General features: G+C 73.0%; 19 protein-coding genes. 13 read left to right on the plus strand and 6 right to left on the minus strand.

The features are described from left to right. Positions 1–3970, plus strand: a 3970-nt coding sequence (locus tag AB0Q90_RS38075) for an SDR family NAD(P)-dependent oxidoreductase (RefSeq protein WP_363163904.1), incomplete at its 5' end; no start/stop codon positions are given. Positions 3971–4032: 62 nt separating this feature from the next. Here AB0Q90_RS38075 and msrB read toward each other — a convergent pair. From msrB to AB0Q90_RS38095, 4 genes are all read right to left on the minus strand, one after another. Beyond that, entirely contained in the window at positions 4033–4440 is a 408-nt protein-coding gene (gene msrB, locus AB0Q90_RS38080) for a peptide-methionine (R)-S-oxide reductase MsrB (protein WP_363163905.1), read from the minus strand. A gap of 13 nt (positions 4441–4453) precedes the next feature. Further along, positions 4454–5839, minus strand: a complete 1386-nt coding sequence (murC, locus tag AB0Q90_RS38085) for a UDP-N-acetylmuramate--L-alanine ligase (RefSeq protein WP_363163906.1) — start codon at positions 5837–5839, stop codon at positions 4454–4456. Between the two features lie 99 nt (positions 5840–5938). After that, on the minus strand, positions 5939–6412 hold the full coding sequence (locus tag AB0Q90_RS38090) for an indole-3-glycerol phosphate synthase (protein ID WP_363163907.1): 474 nt from the start codon (positions 6410–6412) through the stop codon (positions 5939–5941). A gap of 236 nt (positions 6413–6648) precedes the next feature. Continuing rightward, positions 6649–7404: a pyrimidine reductase family protein gene (locus AB0Q90_RS38095; RefSeq protein WP_363163908.1), complete on the minus strand. Its 756-nt coding sequence runs from the start codon at positions 7402–7404 to the stop codon at positions 6649–6651. Between the two features lie 140 nt (positions 7405–7544). Here AB0Q90_RS38095 and zapE point away from each other — a divergent pair, with 140 nt between their 5' ends. The 6 genes from zapE to AB0Q90_RS38125 all read left to right on the plus strand — a co-directional run bounded on the left by zapE (position 7545) and on the right by AB0Q90_RS38125 (position 13658). Further along, positions 7545–8642, plus strand: coding sequence for a cell division protein ZapE (gene zapE, locus AB0Q90_RS38100; RefSeq protein ID WP_363163909.1), 1098 nt, complete (start codon positions 7545–7547; stop codon positions 8640–8642). Positions 8643–8750: 108 nt separating this feature from the next. After that, positions 8751–9539 carry a slipin family protein gene (locus tag AB0Q90_RS38105; protein ID WP_363163910.1) on the plus strand — a complete coding sequence of 263 codons (789 nt, stop codon included), beginning with the start codon at positions 8751–8753 and terminating at the stop codon, positions 9537–9539. A 90-nt stretch (positions 9540–9629) separates the two neighbouring features. Next, complete coding sequence (locus tag AB0Q90_RS38110) at positions 9630–11009, plus strand: PhoX family protein (RefSeq protein WP_363163911.1); 1380 nt, start codon at positions 9630–9632, stop codon at positions 11007–11009. Positions 11010–11040: 31 nt separating this feature from the next. After that, on the plus strand, positions 11041–12558 hold the full coding sequence (locus AB0Q90_RS38115; protein ID WP_363163912.1) for an FAD-dependent oxidoreductase: 1518 nt from the start codon (positions 11041–11043) through the stop codon (positions 12556–12558). 62 nt (positions 12559–12620) lie between these two features. Next, positions 12621–13457, plus strand: a complete 837-nt coding sequence (locus AB0Q90_RS38120; RefSeq protein WP_363163913.1) for a polysaccharide deacetylase family protein — start codon at positions 12621–12623, stop codon at positions 13455–13457. An 18-nt stretch (positions 13458–13475) separates the two neighbouring features. Next, entirely contained in the window at positions 13476–13658 is a 183-nt protein-coding gene (locus tag AB0Q90_RS38125; protein ID WP_363163914.1) for a hypothetical protein, read from the plus strand. Here AB0Q90_RS38125 and AB0Q90_RS38130 read toward each other — a convergent pair. Both AB0Q90_RS38130 and AB0Q90_RS38135 read right to left on the minus strand, forming a co-directional pair. After that, the gene (locus AB0Q90_RS38130; RefSeq protein ID WP_363163915.1) at positions 13650–14321 is read right to left on the minus strand and encodes an ABC transporter; all 672 of its coding nucleotides are present in this window, start codon (positions 14319–14321) and stop codon (positions 13650–13652) included. The two genes, AB0Q90_RS38125 and AB0Q90_RS38130, sit on opposite strands and share 9 nt — an antisense overlap. Beyond that, positions 14318–15172 carry an ATP-binding cassette domain-containing protein gene (locus tag AB0Q90_RS38135; protein ID WP_363163916.1) on the minus strand — a complete coding sequence of 285 codons (855 nt, stop codon included), beginning with the start codon at positions 15170–15172 and terminating at the stop codon, positions 14318–14320. Before AB0Q90_RS38135 ends, AB0Q90_RS38130 begins: the two co-directional genes overlap by 4 nt. 35 nt (positions 15173–15207) lie before the next feature. Between AB0Q90_RS38135 and AB0Q90_RS38140 the strand changes: the two genes are divergently transcribed. The 6 genes from AB0Q90_RS38140 (at position 15208) to AB0Q90_RS38165 (ending at position 20147) form a co-directional block, all read left to right on the plus strand. Continuing rightward, positions 15208–15912 (plus strand): peptidyl-tRNA hydrolase, encoded by a 705-nt coding sequence (locus tag AB0Q90_RS38140; RefSeq protein ID WP_363163917.1) that lies wholly within the window; start codon positions 15208–15210, stop codon positions 15910–15912. Next, positions 15909–16547 (plus strand): TetR family transcriptional regulator, encoded by a 639-nt coding sequence (locus AB0Q90_RS38145; RefSeq protein WP_363163918.1) that lies wholly within the window; start codon positions 15909–15911, stop codon positions 16545–16547. The genes AB0Q90_RS38140 and AB0Q90_RS38145 overlap by 4 nt, the downstream gene beginning before the upstream one ends. A 76-nt stretch (positions 16548–16623) precedes the next feature. Beyond that, the gene (locus AB0Q90_RS38150; RefSeq protein WP_363163919.1) at positions 16624–17037 is read left to right on the plus strand and encodes a hypothetical protein; all 414 of its coding nucleotides are present in this window, start codon (positions 16624–16626) and stop codon (positions 17035–17037) included. Then, the gene (locus tag AB0Q90_RS38155; RefSeq protein WP_363163920.1) at positions 17037–17618 is read left to right on the plus strand and encodes a TIGR03086 family metal-binding protein; all 582 of its coding nucleotides are present in this window, start codon (positions 17037–17039) and stop codon (positions 17616–17618) included. Before AB0Q90_RS38150 ends, AB0Q90_RS38155 begins: the two co-directional genes overlap by 1 nt. A 94-nt stretch (positions 17619–17712) precedes the next feature. Continuing rightward, positions 17713–19287, plus strand: coding sequence for a DUF692 family multinuclear iron-containing protein (locus AB0Q90_RS38160; RefSeq protein WP_363163921.1), 1575 nt, complete (start codon positions 17713–17715; stop codon positions 19285–19287). Positions 19288–19370: 83 nt separating this feature from the next. Beyond that, positions 19371–20147, plus strand: coding sequence for a DUF4142 domain-containing protein (locus AB0Q90_RS38165; protein WP_363163922.1), 777 nt, complete (start codon positions 19371–19373; stop codon positions 20145–20147). Positions 20148–20158: the final 11 nt, after the last annotated feature.

A 20158-nucleotide genomic window follows, 5' to 3' on the forward strand; every position in this document is an offset into this window, starting at 1 on the left:
CCTCCGCCGCAACGAAAGCCACCTCACCCGCCTCACCACCTCCCTCACCCAAAACACCACCCCCACCTGGACCACCCTCCTCACCCCCCAACCCCACACCCCCCTCCCCACCTACCCCTTCCAACACCAGCACTACTGGCTCACCGCCTCCGCAGACGCCCAGGACGCCGAGTCCCTCGGGCTCGATGCCGTCGAACACCCGTTGCTGGGCGGGAAGTTCGAGGTCCCGGGCGGAGCGGGCTGCACTTTCGTCGGCCGTGTCTCTCTCACCACCCACCCCTGGCTGGCCGACCACGCCGTCCACGGCACCGTCCTCCTCCCTGGCGCAGCCCTGGCCGACCTGGCCTGGTCGGTGGGGGAACGGGTGGACTGTGCTCAGGTCGGGGAACTGACGCTGCACGCGCCGCTGGAACTGGCGGCGGACGGCGCGGTGCAGATCCAGTTGGTGGTGGGAGCCGCCGAGGACTCCGGAGCACGCCCGCTGGAAATCTTCTCGCGGCCCGTCGACGGTGCCGAGCCAGGCACGGACCGGCCTTGGACACGCCATGCGGAGGGAACGCTGGTACCCACCGCGTCAGCAACCAGCCTCGAACCCACCGAGGCATCGGCGTGGCCCCCGGCAGGCGCCGAAGTCCTCGATCTCGCGCGGGTCTACGAGCGGCTCGCCGCGCAAGGCTACGAGTACGGGCCGGTCTTCCAGGGCCTGCGCAAGGCCTGGCGTCGCGGCGACGAGCTCTGCGCCGAGGTCGCACTGCCCGACGACCGGGATGTCTCCGTCGACGGGTTCGCCGTGCATCCGGCGCTGCTGGACTCCGCGCTGCATCTGCTGGGGGCGAGCGGTGTGTTCGGGGATGCCGGGGAGGGGCGGATTCTTCTGCCGTTCTCCTGGGAGGGGTTCCAGGTCCATGCGACCGGAGGTTCCGCCCTGCGGGTCCGGCTGACGCCGAGGGAGCAGGGTGTGGTGTCGCTGCTGCTCACCGACGCCGCGGGTCTGCCCGTCGTCAGCGTCGGTGCGCTGGCGCTGCGGCCGGTGGCGGTGGAGCAGTTGGTCTCCGGCCGGGCGTCGGCGCGTACCCGGCGGCAGTTCGACCTGGACTGGGTGAAGGTGCCGGCGCCGGCGGACCGGCAGACGGCCGCAGAGGGCTGGGCTGTGCTGGGCGAGGACGCGGACGGTGTCGTCGAGGTGCTGTCCGGGCGGCTGGGCCGCTTCCCCGGCGTGGTCTCGCTGTCGGCGGCCGTGGCATCCGGTGCCCCTGTTCCCGAGGTGGTCGTTCTGCCCTGCCTCACCGCCGGGGCCCTGTCGGGGCCCGGGGTGGCCGGCGCGGCGCGTGAGGTCACGGCACGGGTGCTGGAAGAGCTGCAGGCGTGGCTGGGCGACGAGCGGTTCGAGGGGGCACGGCTGGTGGTGGTGACCCGGGGCGCGGTCGCGGCTCGGGTGACCGACGATGTTCCGGGGCTGGCCGACTCGCCCGTGTGGGGGCTGGTCCGAACCGCGCAGACGGAGCATCCGGGCCGGTTCGTGCTGCTGGACCTGGACGGCCGTACGCCGTTCGCCGACGCGCTGGCGGCGGCCCTGTCGCTGGACGAGCCCCAACTGGCGCTGCGCGACGGCGTCTTGTATGCGCCGCGGCTGGGCCGGGCGACGTCGCGCGACCTGCTGAGGCCTCCGGCCGGCGAGGAGGCATGGCGGCTGGAGATCACCGACAAGGGAACGCTGGAGAACCTCGTGCTGGCGCCGTGTCCGGCGGCGGCCGCGCCGCTGGGGCCGCGGGAGGTGCGGGTCGCGGTGCGCGCGGCGGGGCTGAACTTCCGTGATGTGCTGATCTCGTTGAACATGTATCCGGACCGCGACGCGCTGGTCGGCAGTGAGGCGTCGGGCGTGGTCCTGGAGGTCGGGTCGGAGGTGACCGGGCTCTTGCCCGGGGATGCCGTGATGGGTCTGTTCAGCGGTGCGGCCGGGCCGGTCGCGGTGACGGACCATCGGCTGGTGGTCCGTAAGCCGTCCTCGTGGTCCTTCGCCCAGGCGGCGGCGGTCCCGGTGGTGTTCCTGACGGCCTACTACGGCCTGGTGGACCTCGGCAGGCTCCAGCCCGGGGAGTCGATGCTGCTGCACACCGCGACCGGCGGGGTGGGCATGGCGGCGGCGCAGCTGGCCCGGCACTGGGACGTCGAGGTGTATGCGACCGCGAGCCCGGCGAAGTGGGACACCCTGCGGGCGATGGGCTTCGACGACGGGCACATCGGCAGTTCACGGACGCTGGAGTTCGAGGAGCGGTTCCTGGAGGCGACCGACGGCAAGGGCGTCGATCTGGTGCTCAACTCGCTGGCCGGGGAGTTCACCGATGCCTCGCTGCGGTTGCTGCCGCGTGGCGGTCGTTTCATCGAGATGGGCAAGACCGACATCCGTGACGCGGACGCCATGGCCGTACGGCATCCGGACGTGATGTACCGCCCGTACGACCTGTTCGAGCCGGAGCCCGAGCGAATACAGGAGATGCTCAGCGATCTGCTGGAGCTGTTCGAGAGCGGTGTGCTGCGGCCGCTTCCCGTCACGACGTGGGACGTCCGGCGGGCGCCGGAGGCGTTCCGGTATCTGAGCCAGGCCCGTCATGTCGGCAAGCTGGTCCTTACTGTGCCCGGCCCCCTCGATCGCGAGGGAACCGTGCTGGTGACCGGTGGCACCGGCGTGCTGGCCAGGCTGACGGCACGTCACCTGGTGCAGGAGTACGGGGTCCGGCACCTGCTGCTGGCCAGCCGCAGTGGCTCGCGGGCCCCGGACGCCGCCGCGGTGTCGGCCGAACTGACGGCTCTGGGCGCGACGGTGACGTTCGCGTCGTGCGACGTGAGCGATCGTGCTGCGGTGGCGGAGTTGCTGGCGGGGATTCCTGGGCGTCATCCGCTGACTGCCGTGGTCCATACGGCGGGTGTGCTCGACGACGCGGCCCTGACCTCGCTGACGCCTCGTCATGTAGACGCGGTGGCCGGGCCCAAGGCCGACGCGGCCTGGCATCTGCACGAGCTGACGCGGGATCTGAACCTGTCGGCGTTCGTGCTGTTCTCCTCGGCTGCGGGGGTGCTGGGCACGCCGGGGCAGGCCAACTACGCGGCGGCGAACGCCTTCCTGGACTCCCTGGCGCAGCACCGCCACCGGCTCGGGCTGCCCGCGACCTCGCTGGCCTGGGGGCTGTGGGCCGAAGCCAGCGGTATGACGGGGCACTTGGCCGAGGCCGACCTGGCCCGAATGGCGCGCGGCGGGCTCGTGGCGATGCCCACGGATGAGGGGCTCGCCCTGTTCGACGAGGCGCTGTCGTGGGGACGGCCGCTGGCGACGCCGGTGCGCATGGACCTGGCGGCCCTGCGCGGGGGCGCCGACGACGGGTCCCTGCCGCCGCTCTTCCGCGAGCTGGTGCGAGGGACCCGGCGTGTGGTGGAGGGGCGTTCACAGGCCGCCCCCGAGTCGCTGCGGGAGCGGTTGGCCGGTGCCGGCGAGTCCGAGCGCGGGCGGGTCGTGCTGGATCTGGTGCGCTCCCATGCCGCGGCGGCGCTGGGCCACGACTCCGCGCACGGCGTGGGCGGCGGGCAGTCCTTCAAGGAGCTGGGGTTCGACTCGCTGACGGCGGTGGAGTTCCGTAACCGCCTCAAGGCGGCCACCGGTCTGCCGTTGTCCGCCACGCTCGTCTTCGACCACCCCACTCCGGAGGCGCTGGTCCGGCATCTGCTGGAGCAGCTCGCGCCGAGCCGGGAGGCGTCGGTGACGTCGCTGCTCGACGAGATCGAGGCGCTGGTGGACGCGCTGGCGTCGCGGAGCGCGGGCGAGCAGCCGTCGGAGGAGACCGCCGAGCGACTGGGGCGGGTCGTGCTCAAGCTCCAGGCGGGCCGGCGCGATGCCGACGAGGTCGTGACGACCATCGCCTCGGCGACCGACGACGAACTCTTCGACTATCTCGACGGCCACCAGAACTTCGCCTGATCCCGGATCGGCGCAGGAGAGATGGTTGGGGGGCGGCACACGCCGCCCCCCAACTCTTGGTGTCAGTCCTCGTCCGGGGCCAACCGCAACGAGATGGAGTTGATGCAGTACCGCTGATCGGTCGGCGTCGGATACCCCTCACCCTCGAACACGTGCCCGAGGTGCGACCCGCAGCGCGCACACCGCACCTCGGTCCGCACCATCCCGTGCGACCGGTCCTCCAGCAGCTCCACGGCGTCGGAGTCCTTCGGGTCGAAGAAGGACGGCCAGCCGCAGTGCGAGGCGAACTTGGTCTCGGAGGTGAACAGTTCGGCGCCGCAGGCGCGACAGGAGTAGACGCCCTTCGTCTTGGTGTCCGTGTACTCACCGGTGAAGGCGGGCTCCGTGCCGGCCTGCCGCAGCACCGTGTACTCGGCCGGCGTCAGTTCCGCGCGCCACTGCTCGTCCGGCTTCTCGACGTCGTACGACATGAGCTTCAGCCCCTCACTTCGACAGGCGGTCCAGGATCTGCGGGCCGAGGTCCGTCACGTCGCCCGCGCCCATCGTGAGAACGAGATCGCCCGGCTTCGCCATTCCCGCGACCAGCGCCGGCACCTCGGCCTTGTCGTGCACCGGCGTCACGTCGGCGCCCGCCGCCCGCGCCGCCTCGATGATGAGCTCGCTGGTGACGCCCGGGATCGGGTCCTCGCGGGCCGGGTAGATGTCCAGGACCAGGGAGCCGTCCGCCAGGGACAGCGACTGGCCCATCTCCTTGCCCAGCTCCTGGGTGCGGGAGAAGAGGTGGGGCTGGAAGACCACCAGGATGCGCGCGTCGCCGGCGGCCGCGCGCATCGCCTCCAGGTCCGCGGTCATCTCGGTCGGGTGGTGCGCGTAGGAGTCGATGACCTGGACGCCCGCCGCCTCGCCCTTGAGCTGGAGGCGCCGCTTGACGCCGGTGTAGGCCGCGATCGCCGGGGCCAGCTCGGCGGCCGGGATGCCGAGCGCCGCGCCCGCCGCCAGCGCGGCCACCGCGTTGTGCGCGTAGTGGCGGCCGGGGACGGACACGGTGAAGGTGAGCTCCTCGCCGTCCAGGAGGACGGTGACCTCGCTCTTCAGGCCCTGGGGCACAACGGCGAGGACCCGCACGTCGGCGTCCGGCGCCTCGCCGTACGTCACCACGCGCACGCCCTCGACGCGTCGCGTCAGCTCCCGCGCGCCCTCGTGGTCGGCGGAGATCACCAGCGTGCCGCCGGGCACGATCCGGCCCGCGAACGTCTCGAAGGACTCGTAGATCTCGTCCATCGACGCGTAGTTCGCGTGGTGGTCCAGCTCCACGTTGAGCACGATCGCGACCTCGGGCGCGTACTTGTGGAAGCTGCGGTCCGATTCATCCGCCTCGGCCACGAAGATCTCGCCGTCGCCGTGCAGCGCGTTGGAGCCGGGGGCGTCCAGGTCGCCGCCGATCGCGTACGACGGCCGCAGGCCCAGCTCGGTCAGGGACACCGCGAGCATCGAGGTCGTGGTCGTCTTGCCGTGGGTGCCGGCGACCGCGATCGGGCGCAGCCCGTCCATCAGGGCGGCCAGGGCGTCGGAGCGGTGCACGACCGGGATGCCGAGCTCGGCGGCGCGGGCCAGCTCGGGGTTGTCGGACCGGATCGCCGACGACACGACCACGCAGCTCGCGTCGTCGGCGAGGTGCTCGGCGGCGTGCCCGATGTGCACCGTCGCGCCCAGGGCGCGCAGGGCCTCGGCGGTCGCGGACTCCTTGGCGTCACTGCCCGCCACGGCGGCCCCGCGCTGCGCGAGGATCTTCGCGATCCCCGACATCCCGGCGCCGCCGATGCCGATGAAGTGCGGTCGGTCCATGGCGGTGGGAAGGCCGGGTGCCATGCGTGTCTCCCTGTGCGTGCTGGTGCGCGGACGTTCAGCGGCCAAGCCTATGCCGAGCCACCGACAATCACGGACACCCGCCCAGCGGGGAGGCCTGCCCTACACCTTGCTGTGCGAGAACAGCTTCAGCACGGGCACTCCCACCTTGTGCCGGGCCCGCGAGGCCCAGTCCCGGTGGAAGAACTCCTCCACGTAGTGGGGGTCGGTCAGCACGATCACCTCGTCCGCGCCGGTCTCCTCGACCAGCGCCTTCAGGGCGTCGAGCGGGTGGTCCTCGATGAGCTGCCCCTCCGCCTCGTTGCCGGAGGTGCGCAGCGCCTGGAGGGAGACCTCCAGCGCCCGCTCCCCGAACCCTCGCGCGTCCTCCCCCTCCGGTGTCTCCCGCTCCCGGGCGGCCTCGTCCAGCTCTCCGAGTGCGACGTCGTCGATGGCGCGCAGCAGGCGGTCCGCCTGGTCGCCGCGCGGCTGGAGCAGCACGTGGAAGGAGACCGACTCGTCCCCGTGCAAGGTCGTGACGAACTCCACGTCTGCGGACGTCAGGGCCTTCTCGATCATCAATACGCTTCTGAACACCAGGCGCCCCTTCTGCTCCGAGGACCCATGGGCCCTCCGTCCTGCGTGGGCCGTGCCAGGCCCTGCGGAAACCATCCTGCCCCGTGGTCGCACGGGGACTGCGAGTTTTAGTGTGCCCGGCGGAAGCTAAACGGAACGGTTGATTCCGCCGTTTTCGGGACCGCGGTATCGATGGGGTTGTTTTCGGGCCCGGCCGCAACCGCCTCAGGAGCGCTCCCGAACCCCCCTCTCCCCCGTCAGCGCCGCCGGTACCGACTGAACAGGAAGCCCTCCTCCTCCAGCAGGGACACCAGTGCGAATTGCCGGGGCAGTGCCACCGACGGTCCGCCGGCGATGCGCTGCGCGTCCCCGGCGGTGAGCATCGGGGACACGGTCAGACAGAGCTCGTCGAGCACCCCGGCGGCCACGAACTGCCCGAGCAGCCGCGGGCCGCCCTCGGTCAGCAGCCGCCGGTGCCCCAGGCCGGCCAGGGCCCGTACGGCACGGTCCGGCTCGACGCCGGCGCCATCACCGGCGACCACCACGCGCGCGCCCGCCTTCTCGGCGGCGGCGGTCCGCTCCGGGGCCGCCGCGGCGCCGGTCAGGACCAGGGTCGGCACAAGAGGCGAGGTGAACAGCGGAAGCGAGAAGTCCAGGTCCAGGCTCGCGCTGATCACCGCGATCGCCGGCGCGGGCGCCTGCCCGGCCGCCTCCCGCGCCGCCGCGAACTCCGCACGCGCGCGTGCGGGGCGGTAACCCTCCTGGCGTACCGTTTCCGCGCCCACGACCACCACGTCGGCCAGCGCCCGCAGCGTGCCGAAGATCCGCATGTCGGTGGCGTTGGAGATGGGCTGCGACCTGCCGTCGTGCTGGGCGGCCCCGTCGAGCGTGGACACCATGTTGGCGCGCAGCCAGGGCGCGTCGGTCTCGGGGTAGGCGTAGGCCTCGGCCAGCTCGGCGAGGCTCCACTCGCGGTCGGCTGTCTGATCGGTCACAGGGAACAGGCGCTGCATGCGGGCAGTGTTCCACGACCGGGCGAGTACGTATCCGACGAAATGACGGTCATACGGTCGGCGCGGGGCCCATGGAGACCCGCTCGACCGGCCCCCGGCCGCCCCGGACCGGCCGCCCCCACCCCCTACCATGGATAAACGTGTCCTCCTCCACCACCGCCGGCGAAACCCCCATAGCCGCCCCCCTCGCCCTCTCGGCCAGAGAACCGCACGTCCCCGCGGAGCACCTGGTCGCCGAGATGGTCCCCCCGCCCCGCTTCGACTCGGTCCGCTTCGGCACGTACATCCCGGACCCGAACCAGCCCAGCCAGACCGAGGCGGTCCATGTCCTGGAGCGCTTCGCGGCCGGCCTCGGTGGAGCGCACGCCGTCACCTCGGGCAGGCGCGGCTTCTTCGGCTTCGGCCGGCCCAAGGCGCCGAAGACCCCGGCAGGACCCCGTGGCGTGTACCTCGACGGCGGCTACGGCGTCGGCAAGACCCACCTGCTCGCCTCCCTCTGGCACGCGACCCCGGCCGAGCCCTCCCTCAAGGCGTTCGGCACGTTCGTCGAGCTGACGAACCTGGTCGGCGCCCTCGGTTTCCAGAAGACGGTCCAGACCCTCTCCGGCCACCGTCTGCTGTGCATCGACGAGTTCGAGCTGGACGACCCGGGCGACACCGTCCTCGTCTCCACCCTGCTCGGCAAGCTCGTCGACGCCGGTGTCGCGCTCGCCGCCACCTCCAACACGCTCCCCGGCAAGCTCGGCGAGGGCCGCTTCGCGGCGGCCGACTTCCTGCGCGAGATCCAGGGCCTGTCGGCGCACTTCCACCCGCTGCGCATCGACGGCGAGGACTACCGCCACCGCGGTCTGCCCGAGGCACCGGCGCCGTTCACCGACGAGCAGGTGACGAAGGCGGCGTACGCCACCGAGGGCGCCTCCCTCGACGACTTCCCGCACCTGCTGGAGCATCTGGCCAAGGTCCACCCCAGCCGGTACGGCGCGCTGACCGACGGAATCCGGGCGGTGTGCCTGACCGACGTACAGCCGATTCCGGACCAGTCGACGGCACTGCGGCTCGTGGTGCTCGCGGACCGGCTCTACGACCGTGAGGTGCCGGTGCTGGCCTCGGGGATGCCCTTCGACCGGCTGTTCAGCGAGGAGATGCTGAAGGGCGGTTACCGCAAGAAGTACTTCCGCGCGATCTCCCGGCTCACCGCGCTGGCCCGGGACGCGAAGGGGCTCGTGGAAACGCTCTGACCGGCCAACACCCCAGAGCCCGGTCCGGGGCCGCCCATGGCCCCGGACCGGGCTCTGGGCATATCGTCAAAGAAGCGAACATACCGGACCTCTGACAGGGAGGTCGTCATGGTCGAGGAGCTGCTGGCCGCGGGCGCCGTCGCCGTCACCGCCGGAGCGGTCTACCTGGCCGCCGCGGCGCGGATCGTCAAGCAGTACGAGCGCGGTGTGGTCTTCCGGCTGGGGCGGCTGCGCAGTGCCGTACGCCAGCCGGGGCTCGCCCTGATCGTCCCCGCGGTGGACCGGCTGCGCCACGTCAACATGCAGATCGTGACGATGCCGGTGCCGGCCCAGGAGGGCATCACCCGGGACAACGTCACGGTGAAGGTGGACGCGGTCGTCTACTTCAAGGTCGTGGACCCGGCGGCGGCGGTCGTCAACGTCGAGGACTACCGGTTCGCCGTCTCGCAGATGGCGCAGACCTCGCTGCGCTCGATCATCGGCAAGAGCGACCTGGACGATCTGCTCTCCAACCGCGAGAAGCTCAACCAGGGTCTGGAGCTGATGATCGACAGCCCGGCGATCGGCTGGGGCGTGCAGATCGACCGCGTCGAGATCAAGGACGTCTCCCTGCCGGACACGATGAAGCGCTCGATGGCCCGGCAGGCCGAGGCCGACCGTGAGCGCCGGGCCCGGATCATCAACGCCGACGCCGAACTCCAGGCGTCGAAGAAGCTGGCCGAGGCCGCGCAGCAGATGGAGAACACGCCCGCCGCGCTGCAACTGAGGCTGCTCCAAACGGTCGTGGCGGTTGCCGCCGAGAAGAACTCCACGCTGGTGCTGCCGTTCCCGGTGGAGCTGCTGCGGTTCCTGGAGAAGGCCCAGCAGGCGCCGCCGGATCACACCCTCGGCAGGTGAACACGCTCTACGCGCGTGGTTCACGTGGCCGTCACCAGATGGTAGACACGGCGGCGTCACAGTCCTGTCCGCCAGCAGGAAGGTTGCCCCATGTCCGAGAACGGCAGCACGACCCGCCGTCAGATGCTCGTCCGCACCGGCGCCCTGGGCGCCGGAATCGCCTTCGCCGGAAACCTCACCGAACTCTTCGCGGGCACCGCCGCCGCACAGAACCTGGGCCACACCGGCTACGGCCCGCTCGTCCCGGACCCGAAGGGCCTGCTCGATCTGCCGGAAGGTTTCCGCTACCGGGTGCTGTCCCGTGAGGGCGACCCCCTGCGCTCCGGCGAGGGCATGGTCCCCTCCAACCACGACGGAATGACCGCGCTGCCCGGCAGACACGGCCGCATCCACCTGGTCCGCAACCACGAGAACCGGCACACCGGGAAGATCCCCGTGCCGGCCGTCGAGGGCCTGACCTACGACCCGGCGGCCAAGGGCGGCTGTACGGCGCTCACCCTGAGCCCGCACGGCAAGGTGCTCACCGAGCGGGTCGCCATCGCCGGTACGGCCGTCAACTGCGCGGGCGGGCCCACGCCTTGGGGCACCTGGCTGACCTGCGAGGAGAACGAGGACAAGGCGGGCACCAACGGCTACACCAAGGACCACGGCTTCATCTTCGAGGTCGACCCGGCCGACCCGCACCGCAGCGGCGCCGTCCCGCTCACCGCGATGGGCCGCTTCCAGCACGAGGCGATCGCCGTGGACCCGAGGCACGGCATCGTCTACGAGACCGAGGACGCCTTCCAGAAGCCCTTCGGCCTGTTCTACCGCTTCCTGCCCAACGAGCCGCTGGGCGGCGGCGGTTCACTGCGCGCGGGCGGCCGGCTCCAGGCGATGCGCGTGCCCGGTGTCCCCGACCTCTCCTCGATCCAGGAGACGGGCGCCTCCTTCGAGGGCGTCGAGTGGGTGGACGTACCGGACCCGCTCGCGGTCCAGACCCCCGTCAGGCTCCAGGACTTCGGCCCCAAGGGCATCACCCACGCCCAGAAGCTGGAGGGCTGCTACTGGGGCGGCCGCTCGGTGTACTTCGTGTCGTCGTACGCGCGCAGCTCCGAGGGCTCGGCGGGCGACCACTACGGGCAGATCTGGCGCTACGACCCCGCCGCGCGCCGACTGACGCTCGTGATCGTCTTCGGCCCCGACACCGACGTACAGCTGCCCGGCGAGTCCCCGGACAACATCTGCCTGGCCCCCAGCGGCGGCCTCATGGTCTGCGAGGACGGCAACGGCGCCCAGCACGTCTACGGCGTCACCCGCCGCGGCGAGGTCTACGCGATGGCCCGCAACGCGCAGAACATCGGCACACCCGAGGAACCCGAATGGGGCGAGTTCGCCGGTGTCGCCTTCTCCCCGGACGGCGAGACGATGTACGTCAACTGCTACACGCCCGGGACGACCTTCGCCGTGACGGGTCCCTGGCGCAGGTAGCGACCGGCCGCCGCCGGGGTACTCGGCCCCCATGACCGAGAACCCGCAGCTCAGCGGATCGTACTGGCTTCAGACGGCGCCCGGCGCCGCCCGCCCCGCGCTGACGGAGGACCTCTTTGTCGACGTGGCCGTGGTGGGCGCCGGGATCGCCGGGCTGAGCACGGCCCGGGAGCTGGCAGGGACCGGCCGCAGCGTGGCCGTCCTGGAGGCCGGCCGGATCGCGGCCGGCGTCACCGGACACACGACGGCCAAGCTCACGGCCCTGCACACGCTGATCTACGACAGGCTGCGCAGGACCCGGGGCGCCGAGGGAGCGCGCCTGTACGCCCGCTCGCAGACCGAGGCCGTCGAGCGCGTCGGGGCGGTCGCGCAGGAGCTGGACGTGGACTGCGAGTGGGAGCGCCGCAGCGCCTACACGTACGCCCGTGACGCGGGCCGCGTCGAGGAGCTGCGGGCCGAGGCGCGGGCCGCCCGGGAGGCGGGGCTGCCGGCGTCGTTCGTGACGGAGACCGGGCTGCCGTTCCCGGTGGCGGGCGCCGTCCGGGTCACCGGGCAGGCGCAGTTCCATCCGCGCAAGTACCTGCTGGCCCTGGCCGACGATCTGGCCGCGCGGGGTGGGCTGATCTTCGAGAACACCGCCGTCCTCGGCCTCGACGAGGGCGTGCCGTGCCGGCTGACCACCGAGCCCGGGGCGACGGTGACCGCCCGGGACGTCGTCGTCGCCACGCACTACCCGATCTTCGACCGGGCCCTGCTGTTCACCCGCCTCTCGCCGCGCCGCGAACTGGTCGTCGCCGGTCCGGTCGACGCGGACCGCGATCCGGACGGCATGTACATCACGCCCGAGGAGGGAACCCGCTCGGTGCGCACGGCGCCGTACGGCGAGGACCGGCGGCTGCTCATCGTCACCGGGGAGCACTTCACACCCGGCACGGGCGACACACGCTCCCGCTTCGATGACCTCTCCGCCTGGGCCCGGGAGCACTTCCCGGGCCTGTCCCCCACCCACGCCTGGGCCGCGCAGGACAACGACTCCACCGACACCGTGCCCCTCGTCGGCCCGCTGCACCCGGGCGCCCGGCACACCTACGTCGCCACCGGCTTCGGCGGCTGGGGCCTGAGCGGCGGGGTGATGGCGGGCTCGCTGCTCACGGACCTGATCACCGGGCGGCCCTGCGCGTGGAGCGAGCTGTACGACCCGCGCCGTCTGCGCTCCACCGTCCGCGAGGCACCGTCCTTCCTCAGACACCAGGCCAGGGTCGCCCGCCACTTCGTCGGCGACCGCCTGCGCCCCGCCCCACCGGTGGAGGCCCTGCCGCCCGGCGAGGGCGCCGTGGTCCGCGTCGACGGCCACCACCTCGCCGTCTACCGCGACGAGGACGGCGAGCACCACGCCGTCTCGGCCCGCTGCACCCACCTCGGCTGCCTGGTCGCCTTCAACGCCGCCGAACACGCCTGGGAGTGCCCCTGCCACGGCTCCCGCTTCGCCCCCTCCGGCAAGGTCATCCAGGGCCCGGCGACCCGGCCGCTGGAACAGCACGAGCTCTGACCGGGTGACGCGGCTCCCGTGTCGAAGGCCGCATAAGGTGCATACCGCCGTAATTTCATACGGTGATCACTCGCGTACGCCGCATCACCGCCGTCTGCGCCCTCGGCGCCGCCCTGACCGCCTGTGCCGCCGCCACCCCGGAGGCGGCCGCCCCCCGTCAGGCGCCGTCGGCCGTCGAGTCCCGGCCTCCCACTCTCGCGCCCGGCCCCTCCGGTCTGACGCCCGTCTTCCGCAACGGCCCCCGGACGCCGGACAAGACCGTCGCGCTGACCTTCGACGCCGACATGACCGCCGACCAGGGGCCGCGGGCCGCGGGCGGTGAGCGGTTCGACAATCCGGGGCTGATCGCCGCGCTGCGGGCGCTGAAGGTGCCGGCCACGGTGTTCATGACCGGGCGATGGGCCGAGGAGTACCCGGTGCAGGCCCGGTCGATCGGGCGGGACCCGCTCTTCGAGGTCGCCAACCACTCGTACAGCCATTACGCCTTCACCGGCGACTGCTACGGCCTGCCGACCGTGTCCGGTGAGCGGATGCGGGCGGACGTGGAGCGGGCGTACGCGGCCTTCCGGAAGGCGGGCGTGCCGGACGCGATGCCGTACTTCCGGTTCCCCGGCGGCTGTTACGACCGGCGGGCGCTGAAGTCGCTGACGCCGGCGGGTGTCACCGCCGTGCAGTGGGACGTGGTGAGCGGGGACGCGTTCGCGACGGACGCCGACGCCGTGGCCCGGCAGGTGCTGGACGGGGTGCGGCCGGGGTCGGTCGTCGTCATGCACTGCACCCGCAGCGCCGCCCCGGCCACCGAGCGGGCCGTCCGCACGATCGTGCCCGAGCTGCGCCGCCAGGGCTATCGGTTCGTGAAGGTGTCCGAGCTGATCGGGGCCGCGGACGACCGGCGGTGAGCGTTCTACGCTGGGGGCATGAGCGACAGCGACTACTGCACGATCGCCGACGCGACGAAGCCGCCCAAGGCGGACGGGCCGCCGTACGCGGAGTGCGTGCTGTGCCGGGAACCCACGGAGTACCCGGAGTCGTACAAGGGCATCACGCTCTGCCCGGTCTGCGAGTGGCGGGAGGCCGAGCGGACCGCCTGCTCAGGGTGACCGGCGGGAGCTGAGCGCGCAGGCCACCGCGAGCGCCGCGGTCGCGAACAGGGCCGCGGCGGCCAACGGCAGCACGGGCAGCGGCACGGTGCCGGAGCGGGAGCCGGTGACCAGTCCGCTGACCGCCGCCTGCGCCGGGGAGCCCGTCACCACCACCGACAGCAGGGCCGCCAGCAGCATCGCCGGGATCGCCCGGCCGGTCGAGCGCAGCACCGGCCAGGTGGTGAGCGCGCCGACGGCCGCACCGAGCAGGGCGCAGGCCAGTACGGCGAGCAGGCCCGCGGCGCCCGCCGGGAGCCGTGGCACCTCGGTCTGGTGGTCGGCGCTCGTCGGGTCGCTGATCAGGGTCACCACGACGGTCGCGAGCGTGCCGAGGGCCGCCGCCGCGGCCAGCGCCACCAGCAGCGCGGCGAGGTGCGCCCGCCCGGGGCCGACGGCGGCGGAGACGCAACCGCGGGCGGCGGGCGGCTCGTTGGTGACGCAGATGCGCACCAGCCAGGCGGCCACCGGCAGCAGGGCCGCCGCCGCGTAGCCGAGCGAGTCGAGCACCGGCTGGCCGCCCTGCACACCGACGGCGAGGAACACGGCGTACAGCAGGAACGGCGGGAGCCAGCGCTGCGAGCGGGCCAGCAGCGCGGCCTGGTAGCGGAGCAGGGCGGTCATCGGTCCTCCTGGTTCGCCACGCTCACCACGTGCCAGGGCGGGCGGGCAGTGAGCAGGGCGCGCAGCACGACGTCCGAGTGGGACACCGGCACGGCAAGACGGTAGGTGCCCGGCGTTGTCTCCTCGGCCGCCGTCACGGCCCGGTCCGCGTCGGCGGGCAGCGCTCCGCCCCGCGGCCCCTGGGCCACCACGACGACATGCGGGCCCATGACGCGCACGGCGGCCTGTTCCGTACGGCGGTCGACGCCGCCGTCCCGGACGGTGCAGATCACGTCGGACAGCCCGGCCAGGCGGCGCGGGTCGTGGTCGACGAAGACCACCGAGGCACCGGCGGCGGTCCGTTCGGCGACCGCGCGCTCCAGCTCCGCGCGCGCGTCGGTGTCCAGACCGGTCCAGGCCTCGTCCAGCACGAGCAGCTGCGGTTCGGCGAGCAGGGCCTGGGCGACCGCGACCTTCTGGCTGCTGCCCTTGGAGAGCTGCGCCATGGGGGTCCGGGCGTAGGCGGCGGCGCCGAAGCGTTCCAGGCACGCCTCTGCGGCGCGCGCGGCCGCCGCCCGGGACAGGCCGTGGATGGTGCCGAGGTGGGTGAGGTAGCCGAGGGAGGTGAAGGGCAGCGCCGTGGGGAAGCGTTCGGGGACGTAGGCCGTGCTGGGGCGGCCCGTGATACGCCCCTCGGTGGGGGCGTCGATGCCGGCGAGGAGGCGCAGGAGCGTGGACTTGCCGGTGCCGTTGGCGCCCTCGACGCGGGTGAGGGTGCCGGGCGCTATGGCGAGGTCGACGGCGCGTAACACCCAGGGGCCGCGCAGGCCGTAGCGGCGGCCCACGTTGTCCAGACGAAGATCGCGTTGCATGGGGCAATCCTGTCGTATCGCGGCTGCCCGTAAGGTTGACCGACGTGAGCGACAGTCCTTTCCAGCACCAGGCCATTGCCCGCGACGAGGCACCGCAGTTCGTCCTCCCGCTGGTCGTGCACATCGACCGTGGCGCTCCCCCGGCGCGTACCGACGCCCTGGAGACCGCCGCGCGGGCCGTGCTCGTCCTGCTCAGCGACGAGCGCTCCCTCGGGGACGGCGAGTGGGCCCAGGCGGTGCGGGACTGGCAGGACGCACGGATCCGGAAGGTCGTGCGGCGGGCGCGCCGCGCCGAGTGGCGGCGGGCCCAGGCGCTGCCCGGGATCACGGTCACCGGCAAGTCCGCCGAGGTGCGGGTCTACCCGCCCGTTCCGTTGGACGGGTGGCCGAAGGACCTGGCGAAGCTCCAGGTGTCCGGTACCGAGTTGGACGATCCCGAGCCGCCGGCGGACGCGGACCCGGGCGTGCCCGTGCTCTGGATGAACCCGGACCTCGATATGTCGGCCGGCAAGGCGATGGCGCAGGCCGGGCACGGCGCCCAGCTCGCCTGGTGGGAGCTGTCGGACGAGGAGCGGGCCGCCTGGCGCGACGCCGGGTTCCCGCTCGCCGTGCGCAGCGCGCCGCGCGAACGCTGGCCCGAACTCACCTCCGGCGCCCTGCCGTTGGTCCGCGACGCCGGATTCACCGAGATCGCCCCCGGCTCCTGCACCGTCGTCGCCGACCATCCGGCGCTGCGGTGACCCGGCTCGACGGCCGGGTCGAACGCGGCAACCGCACCCGGCAGTCGGTGCTGCGCCGTACCGTCGAGATCGCCTCCGTGGAGGGTCTTGAGGCGCTGTCCGTGGGGCGGCTCGCCACCGACCTGGGGCTGAGCAAGAGCGGGGTGTTCGCGCTGTTCGGCTCCAAGCAGGAGCTCCAGCTGGCGACCGTACGGGAGGCCTCGCGGATCTTCGCGGCCGAGGTCCTCCGGCCCGCCTCGGCATCCGCGACGGGCGTGGCCCGGCTGTGGGCGTTGTGCGCGGCCTGGCTCGACTACTCGGAGCGGCGGGTCTTCCCCGGCGGCTGCTTCTTCTACGGCGCGCTCGCCGAGTTCGACGCCCGCGAGGGCCCGGTCCACGACACCCTCGCCGAGGCCCAGCGGGCCTGGACGGCACACCTCCGGGCCGGTGCCGAGGAGGCGCGGACCGTCGGCGAGCTGACGGGGGACACGGATCCGGCGCAGTTGGCCTTCGAGCTGGTCGCCCTGATGGAGACGGCGAACGCACTCTCCGTCCTGCACGGCGAGACCGAGCCGTACGACAGGGCCCGCCGCGGCATCGCCACCCGCCTCCGGCTCGCGGCGACGGATCCGGGGTCGATTCCTCAAGTGCCTTGAACGGCAAGGGCGGTGCTCGGTGCACGATCACGCCAAACAAGTAGCACGACCGTTCGTTTAGTTTTAACATCGGCCCATGCGTACTGCTCACGCTCCACGACGGATCCTGCGCTCACCCTGGCGGCCCGGACCGGCCCTGCCGCCCGTCGGCCCCGTACTGGTCGGCGTCACCGACTTCACCGCCCGCGGCCACGGCCGGGCCGCCGCGGTCGCCCTGGCCGGGCTCCGGCTGCGCCGCACCTGGCCGACGACGCGGGGCGCGGTCGGCATGTGGCTGTGGGCCGACCCGCTGCACCGCCGCTCGGGGTCCGTGTCCGTATGGGTCGACGAGCGGGCACTGAAGGAGTTCCTCCGCCGACCCGACCATGTCCGCGTGATGCGCAGGCACGGCGGACACGGCGAACTGCGCTCGGCGCGCCGTGAGTTCGAGGAGTTCGCACCCGAATCCGTCTGGGCGTACGCCCTGGACCTGATCACCGAGGAGCGCTGATGGACGTCGTGGAGCTCGACCGGGTCGCCGTGCGCGAGGCGGTGCGGCTGGTGGAGTCGGCGCGGGACGGGGACTGGGAACGGGACAGCCCCTGCGCCGGGTGGACGCTACGGCGGCTGGTGGCGCACATGGCCGCGCAGCACGGCGGGTTCGCGGCCGCCGCGCGCGGGACGGGCGATGACCTGGCGCAGTGGGCGGAGCCGGAGGACATGCGCGATCCGGCGGCGGTCCACCGGGCGGCCGCGGCGGATGTGCTCGACGCCTTCGCCGAACCGGGCGCCGTCGAGCGGGAGTTCATCCTCCCCGAGCTGGGCGGACCGTTCCCCGGACGGCTGGCGATCCGCTTCCATCTCGTCGACTACGTGGTGCACGCCTGGGACGTGGCCGCCACGGTGGGCGTCGGTCTCGACCTGCCCGACGAGGTAGTGGCCGCCGCCCTGGAGGTGGCCCGGCGCGTCCCCGCCGACCCCGCGTCCCGGGGTCCGGGCTCGGCCTTCGCCGCGGCACTGGACGTGCCGTCGGGCGCGGGGCCGCTGGAGGAGACACTGCGGCTCCTCGGCCGGTCGCCGGGGCGGGGGTGAACCTCAAATGTTGCTCTGAAGGTGACCGCGCCGGGATTCGGGGCCGGGCGGCGGGGCCATACCCCCGTCACGCACGTGAAGGAGGGGGACGACGATGAAGCGACTGGGCACGGGGATCGGCTGGCGGCCGGAGATCGCGGACGCCGTGGAGCGCATGCCGGGGATCGACTGGGTCGAGGTCGTCGCCGAGAACGTGTGCCCCGGGCATCTCCCGGACTCCCTGACGCGGCTGCGCGAGCGCGGGGTCACCGTCGTCCCGCACGGCGTCTCCCTCGGCCTCGGCGGCGCCGACCGCCCGGACGAGGGCCGCCTCACCGCCCTCGCCGAGCGGGCGCGGGCGCTGGGCTCGCCGCTGGTCACGGAGCACATCGCGTTCGTCCGGGCGGGCGGCCCGCTGACCGCGACCCCGCACCTGGAGGCCGGTCACCTGCTGCCCGTCCCGCGCACCCGGGACGCCCTGGACGTGCTGTGCGAGAACGTCCGTACGGCACAGGCCGCGCTGCCCGTGCCGCTCGCCGTCGAGAACATCGCCGCGCTGCTCTCCTGGCCGGGCGAGGAGCTGACGGAGGCGCAGTTCCTGTACGAGCTGGCCGACCGCACCGGCGTCCGGCTCCTCATCGACGTCGCCAACCTGCACACCAACCACGTCAACCGCGGCGAGGACCCGGCCGAGGCGCTCGCCGGCCTCCCCCTGGAGGCCATCGCATACGTCCATGTAGCGGGCGGCTTCCAGCGGGACGGCGTCTGGCACGACAGCCACGCCCACCCCGTCCCGCAGCCCGTCCTCGACATCCTCACGGACCTCGCGTCCCGCGTCTCCCCGCCCGGCGTCCTGCTGGAGCGCGACGAGAACTTCCCCGAGCCGACGGAACTGGAGCGGGAGTTGACGGCAATCGGGGCGGCGGTGAAGAAGGGCCGGGAGCAGGCGGGGGCGGGGGCAGCGGCCACGCCGGGCGGGACGGCAACCGAGTTCCCCTGCCCGGGCGGTTCGGCGGCCTCAGCCACGCCAGGTGGCACGGCCGCCGAATCCCCCCACCCCGCCGACACGGCAACCTCGACCACGCCAGGCGGCACGACGGCCGAATCCCCACACCCCGCCAACACGGCAACCTCCACCACACCAGGCGGCACAGCCGCCGAATCCCCCCACCCGGCCGGCACGGCGACGGCCACGCCGGACGGCACGGCCGCCGGACACCCCCGCCCGAGCGATGCGGCGAACTCCGCCACACCGGACGCCCCAGCCACCGGCCTCACCCACCCCACCCCCGCCCGCCAACGCCTCGCCCTGGCCCAGGCCGCCCTGCTCTCCGCGCTCGTTGCCGGGACGCCCGTGCCGGAGGGGTTTGATCGGGGGCGGGTCGGGGTGCAGGCGCGGGCGCTTGCCGGGAAGCGGGCGGATGTTGTGGCGAAGGTGGCGCCGGAGTTGCCGCGGATTCTCGGGGCGGAGTACCGGACCGCCTTCCTCGCCTACGCGCAGCGCAACCCGATGACCGGCGGCTATCGCCGCGACGCGCTGGAGTTCGCGGGCCGTCTGCTGGATGGGCCGCGGGAGCTGGACGCGCGGGCCCGGCAGGAGCTGCGGGAGTGGTGGCTGGAGCGTTCGGGTCCGGCTCCGCGGTCGCGGTCCCGACTGGCGCGGATCGGACGGTCGCTGAGCCGCCGGTGAACAGGGGGTCGGGTAAAGGCGGTTAATATGCCCATCCCACCCTCGAAACGCACTGACGTGCGGTGCCCGCAACAGGAGGCACCATGCGACCGCGACCCCCCGTCAACGGCCGGGGCATCTTCAGCGGTACCGGTCTCATCATCACCGGCCTGACGGCGACCCTGGCGGCGCTGGTCTTCCCGATCTGGTCGTACGCCGACCGCTCGGGAACCGGCGTCGACGTGCTCAACGCCCAGACCGTCTCGACGAAGTACGGGCCGCTGTCGGCCCTCGACCGCGACTTCCTCACCAGGGTCCGCCTCGCGGGCCTCTGGGAGCTGCCCGCCGGCCAGGAGGCCCAGCGCAAGGGCACCACTCCGGCCGTACGGACGGCGGGCGAGCATCTCGTCGAGGGGCACGCCTTCCTCGACGAGCGGGTCCGTGACGTCGCGGCAAAACTCGCCCTGGAGCTGCCCAACGAGCCGAACGAGCAGCAGACGCAGTGGCTCGCCACTCTGAGCGCGGCCCAGGGGGTCGACTACGACCGGCAGTTCGCCAACATCCTGCGGCTGGCCCACGGCAAGGTCTTCTCCGTGGTCGCCCAGGTCCGCGCGAGCACCCGCAACTCGCTGGTGCGCGAACTCGCCGAGGACGCGAACACCACCGTGCTGGACCACATCAAGGTCCTGGAGGCCACCGGTTACGTCGACTTCGACGCCCTGGCCCAGGAGATGGCCGCGGGCAGCACTCCCCCGCTCACCAACTCCCCGGCCCCGCCCGGCCCCACCACCGACCCCTCCCCGGCGATCCCGGTGACCCCGTCGCCGGCCGCGAGCTACTCGCTCCCACCGGCGGCCGCCAGCCCGCCTCCGGAGTCCTGACCGGGGACCGG

The organism is Streptomyces sp. NPDC079141, assembly GCF_040686775.1.
GTDB lineage: Bacteria > Actinomycetota > Actinomycetes > Streptomycetales > Streptomycetaceae > Streptomyces.

What these genes read in the sequence shown, in the direction of transcription:
- msrB (WP_363163905.1), bottom strand. Translation starts at nt 4,440, where the DNA reads ATGTCGTACGACGTCGAGAAGCCGGACGAGCAGTGGCGCGCGGAACTG.
- murC (WP_363163906.1), bottom strand. Translation starts at nt 5,839, where the DNA reads ATGGCACCCGGCCTTCCCACCGCCATGGACCGACCGCACTTCATCGGC.
- AB0Q90_RS38095 (WP_363163908.1), bottom strand. Translation starts at nt 7,404, where the DNA reads ATGCAGCGCCTGTTCCCTGTGACCGATCAGACAGCCGACCGCGAGTGG.
- AB0Q90_RS38105 (WP_363163910.1), top strand. Translation starts at nt 8,751, where the DNA reads ATGGTCGAGGAGCTGCTGGCCGCGGGCGCCGTCGCCGTCACCGCCGGA.
- AB0Q90_RS38110 (WP_363163911.1), top strand. Translation starts at nt 9,630, where the DNA reads ATGTCCGAGAACGGCAGCACGACCCGCCGTCAGATGCTCGTCCGCACC.
- AB0Q90_RS38115 (WP_363163912.1), top strand. Translation starts at nt 11,041, where the DNA reads ATGACCGAGAACCCGCAGCTCAGCGGATCGTACTGGCTTCAGACGGCG.
- AB0Q90_RS38125 (WP_363163914.1), top strand. Translation starts at nt 13,476, where the DNA reads ATGAGCGACAGCGACTACTGCACGATCGCCGACGCGACGAAGCCGCCC.
- AB0Q90_RS38130 (WP_363163915.1), bottom strand. Translation starts at nt 14,321, where the DNA reads ATGACCGCCCTGCTCCGCTACCAGGCCGCGCTGCTGGCCCGCTCGCAG.
- AB0Q90_RS38135 (WP_363163916.1), bottom strand. Translation starts at nt 15,172, where the DNA reads ATGCAACGCGATCTTCGTCTGGACAACGTGGGCCGCCGCTACGGCCTG.
- AB0Q90_RS38150 (WP_363163919.1), top strand. Translation starts at nt 16,624, where the DNA reads ATGCGTACTGCTCACGCTCCACGACGGATCCTGCGCTCACCCTGGCGG.
- AB0Q90_RS38155 (WP_363163920.1), top strand. Translation starts at nt 17,037, where the DNA reads ATGGACGTCGTGGAGCTCGACCGGGTCGCCGTGCGCGAGGCGGTGCGG.
- AB0Q90_RS38160 (WP_363163921.1), top strand. Translation starts at nt 17,713, where the DNA reads ATGAAGCGACTGGGCACGGGGATCGGCTGGCGGCCGGAGATCGCGGAC.
- AB0Q90_RS38165 (WP_363163922.1), top strand. Translation starts at nt 19,371, where the DNA reads ATGCGACCGCGACCCCCCGTCAACGGCCGGGGCATCTTCAGCGGTACC.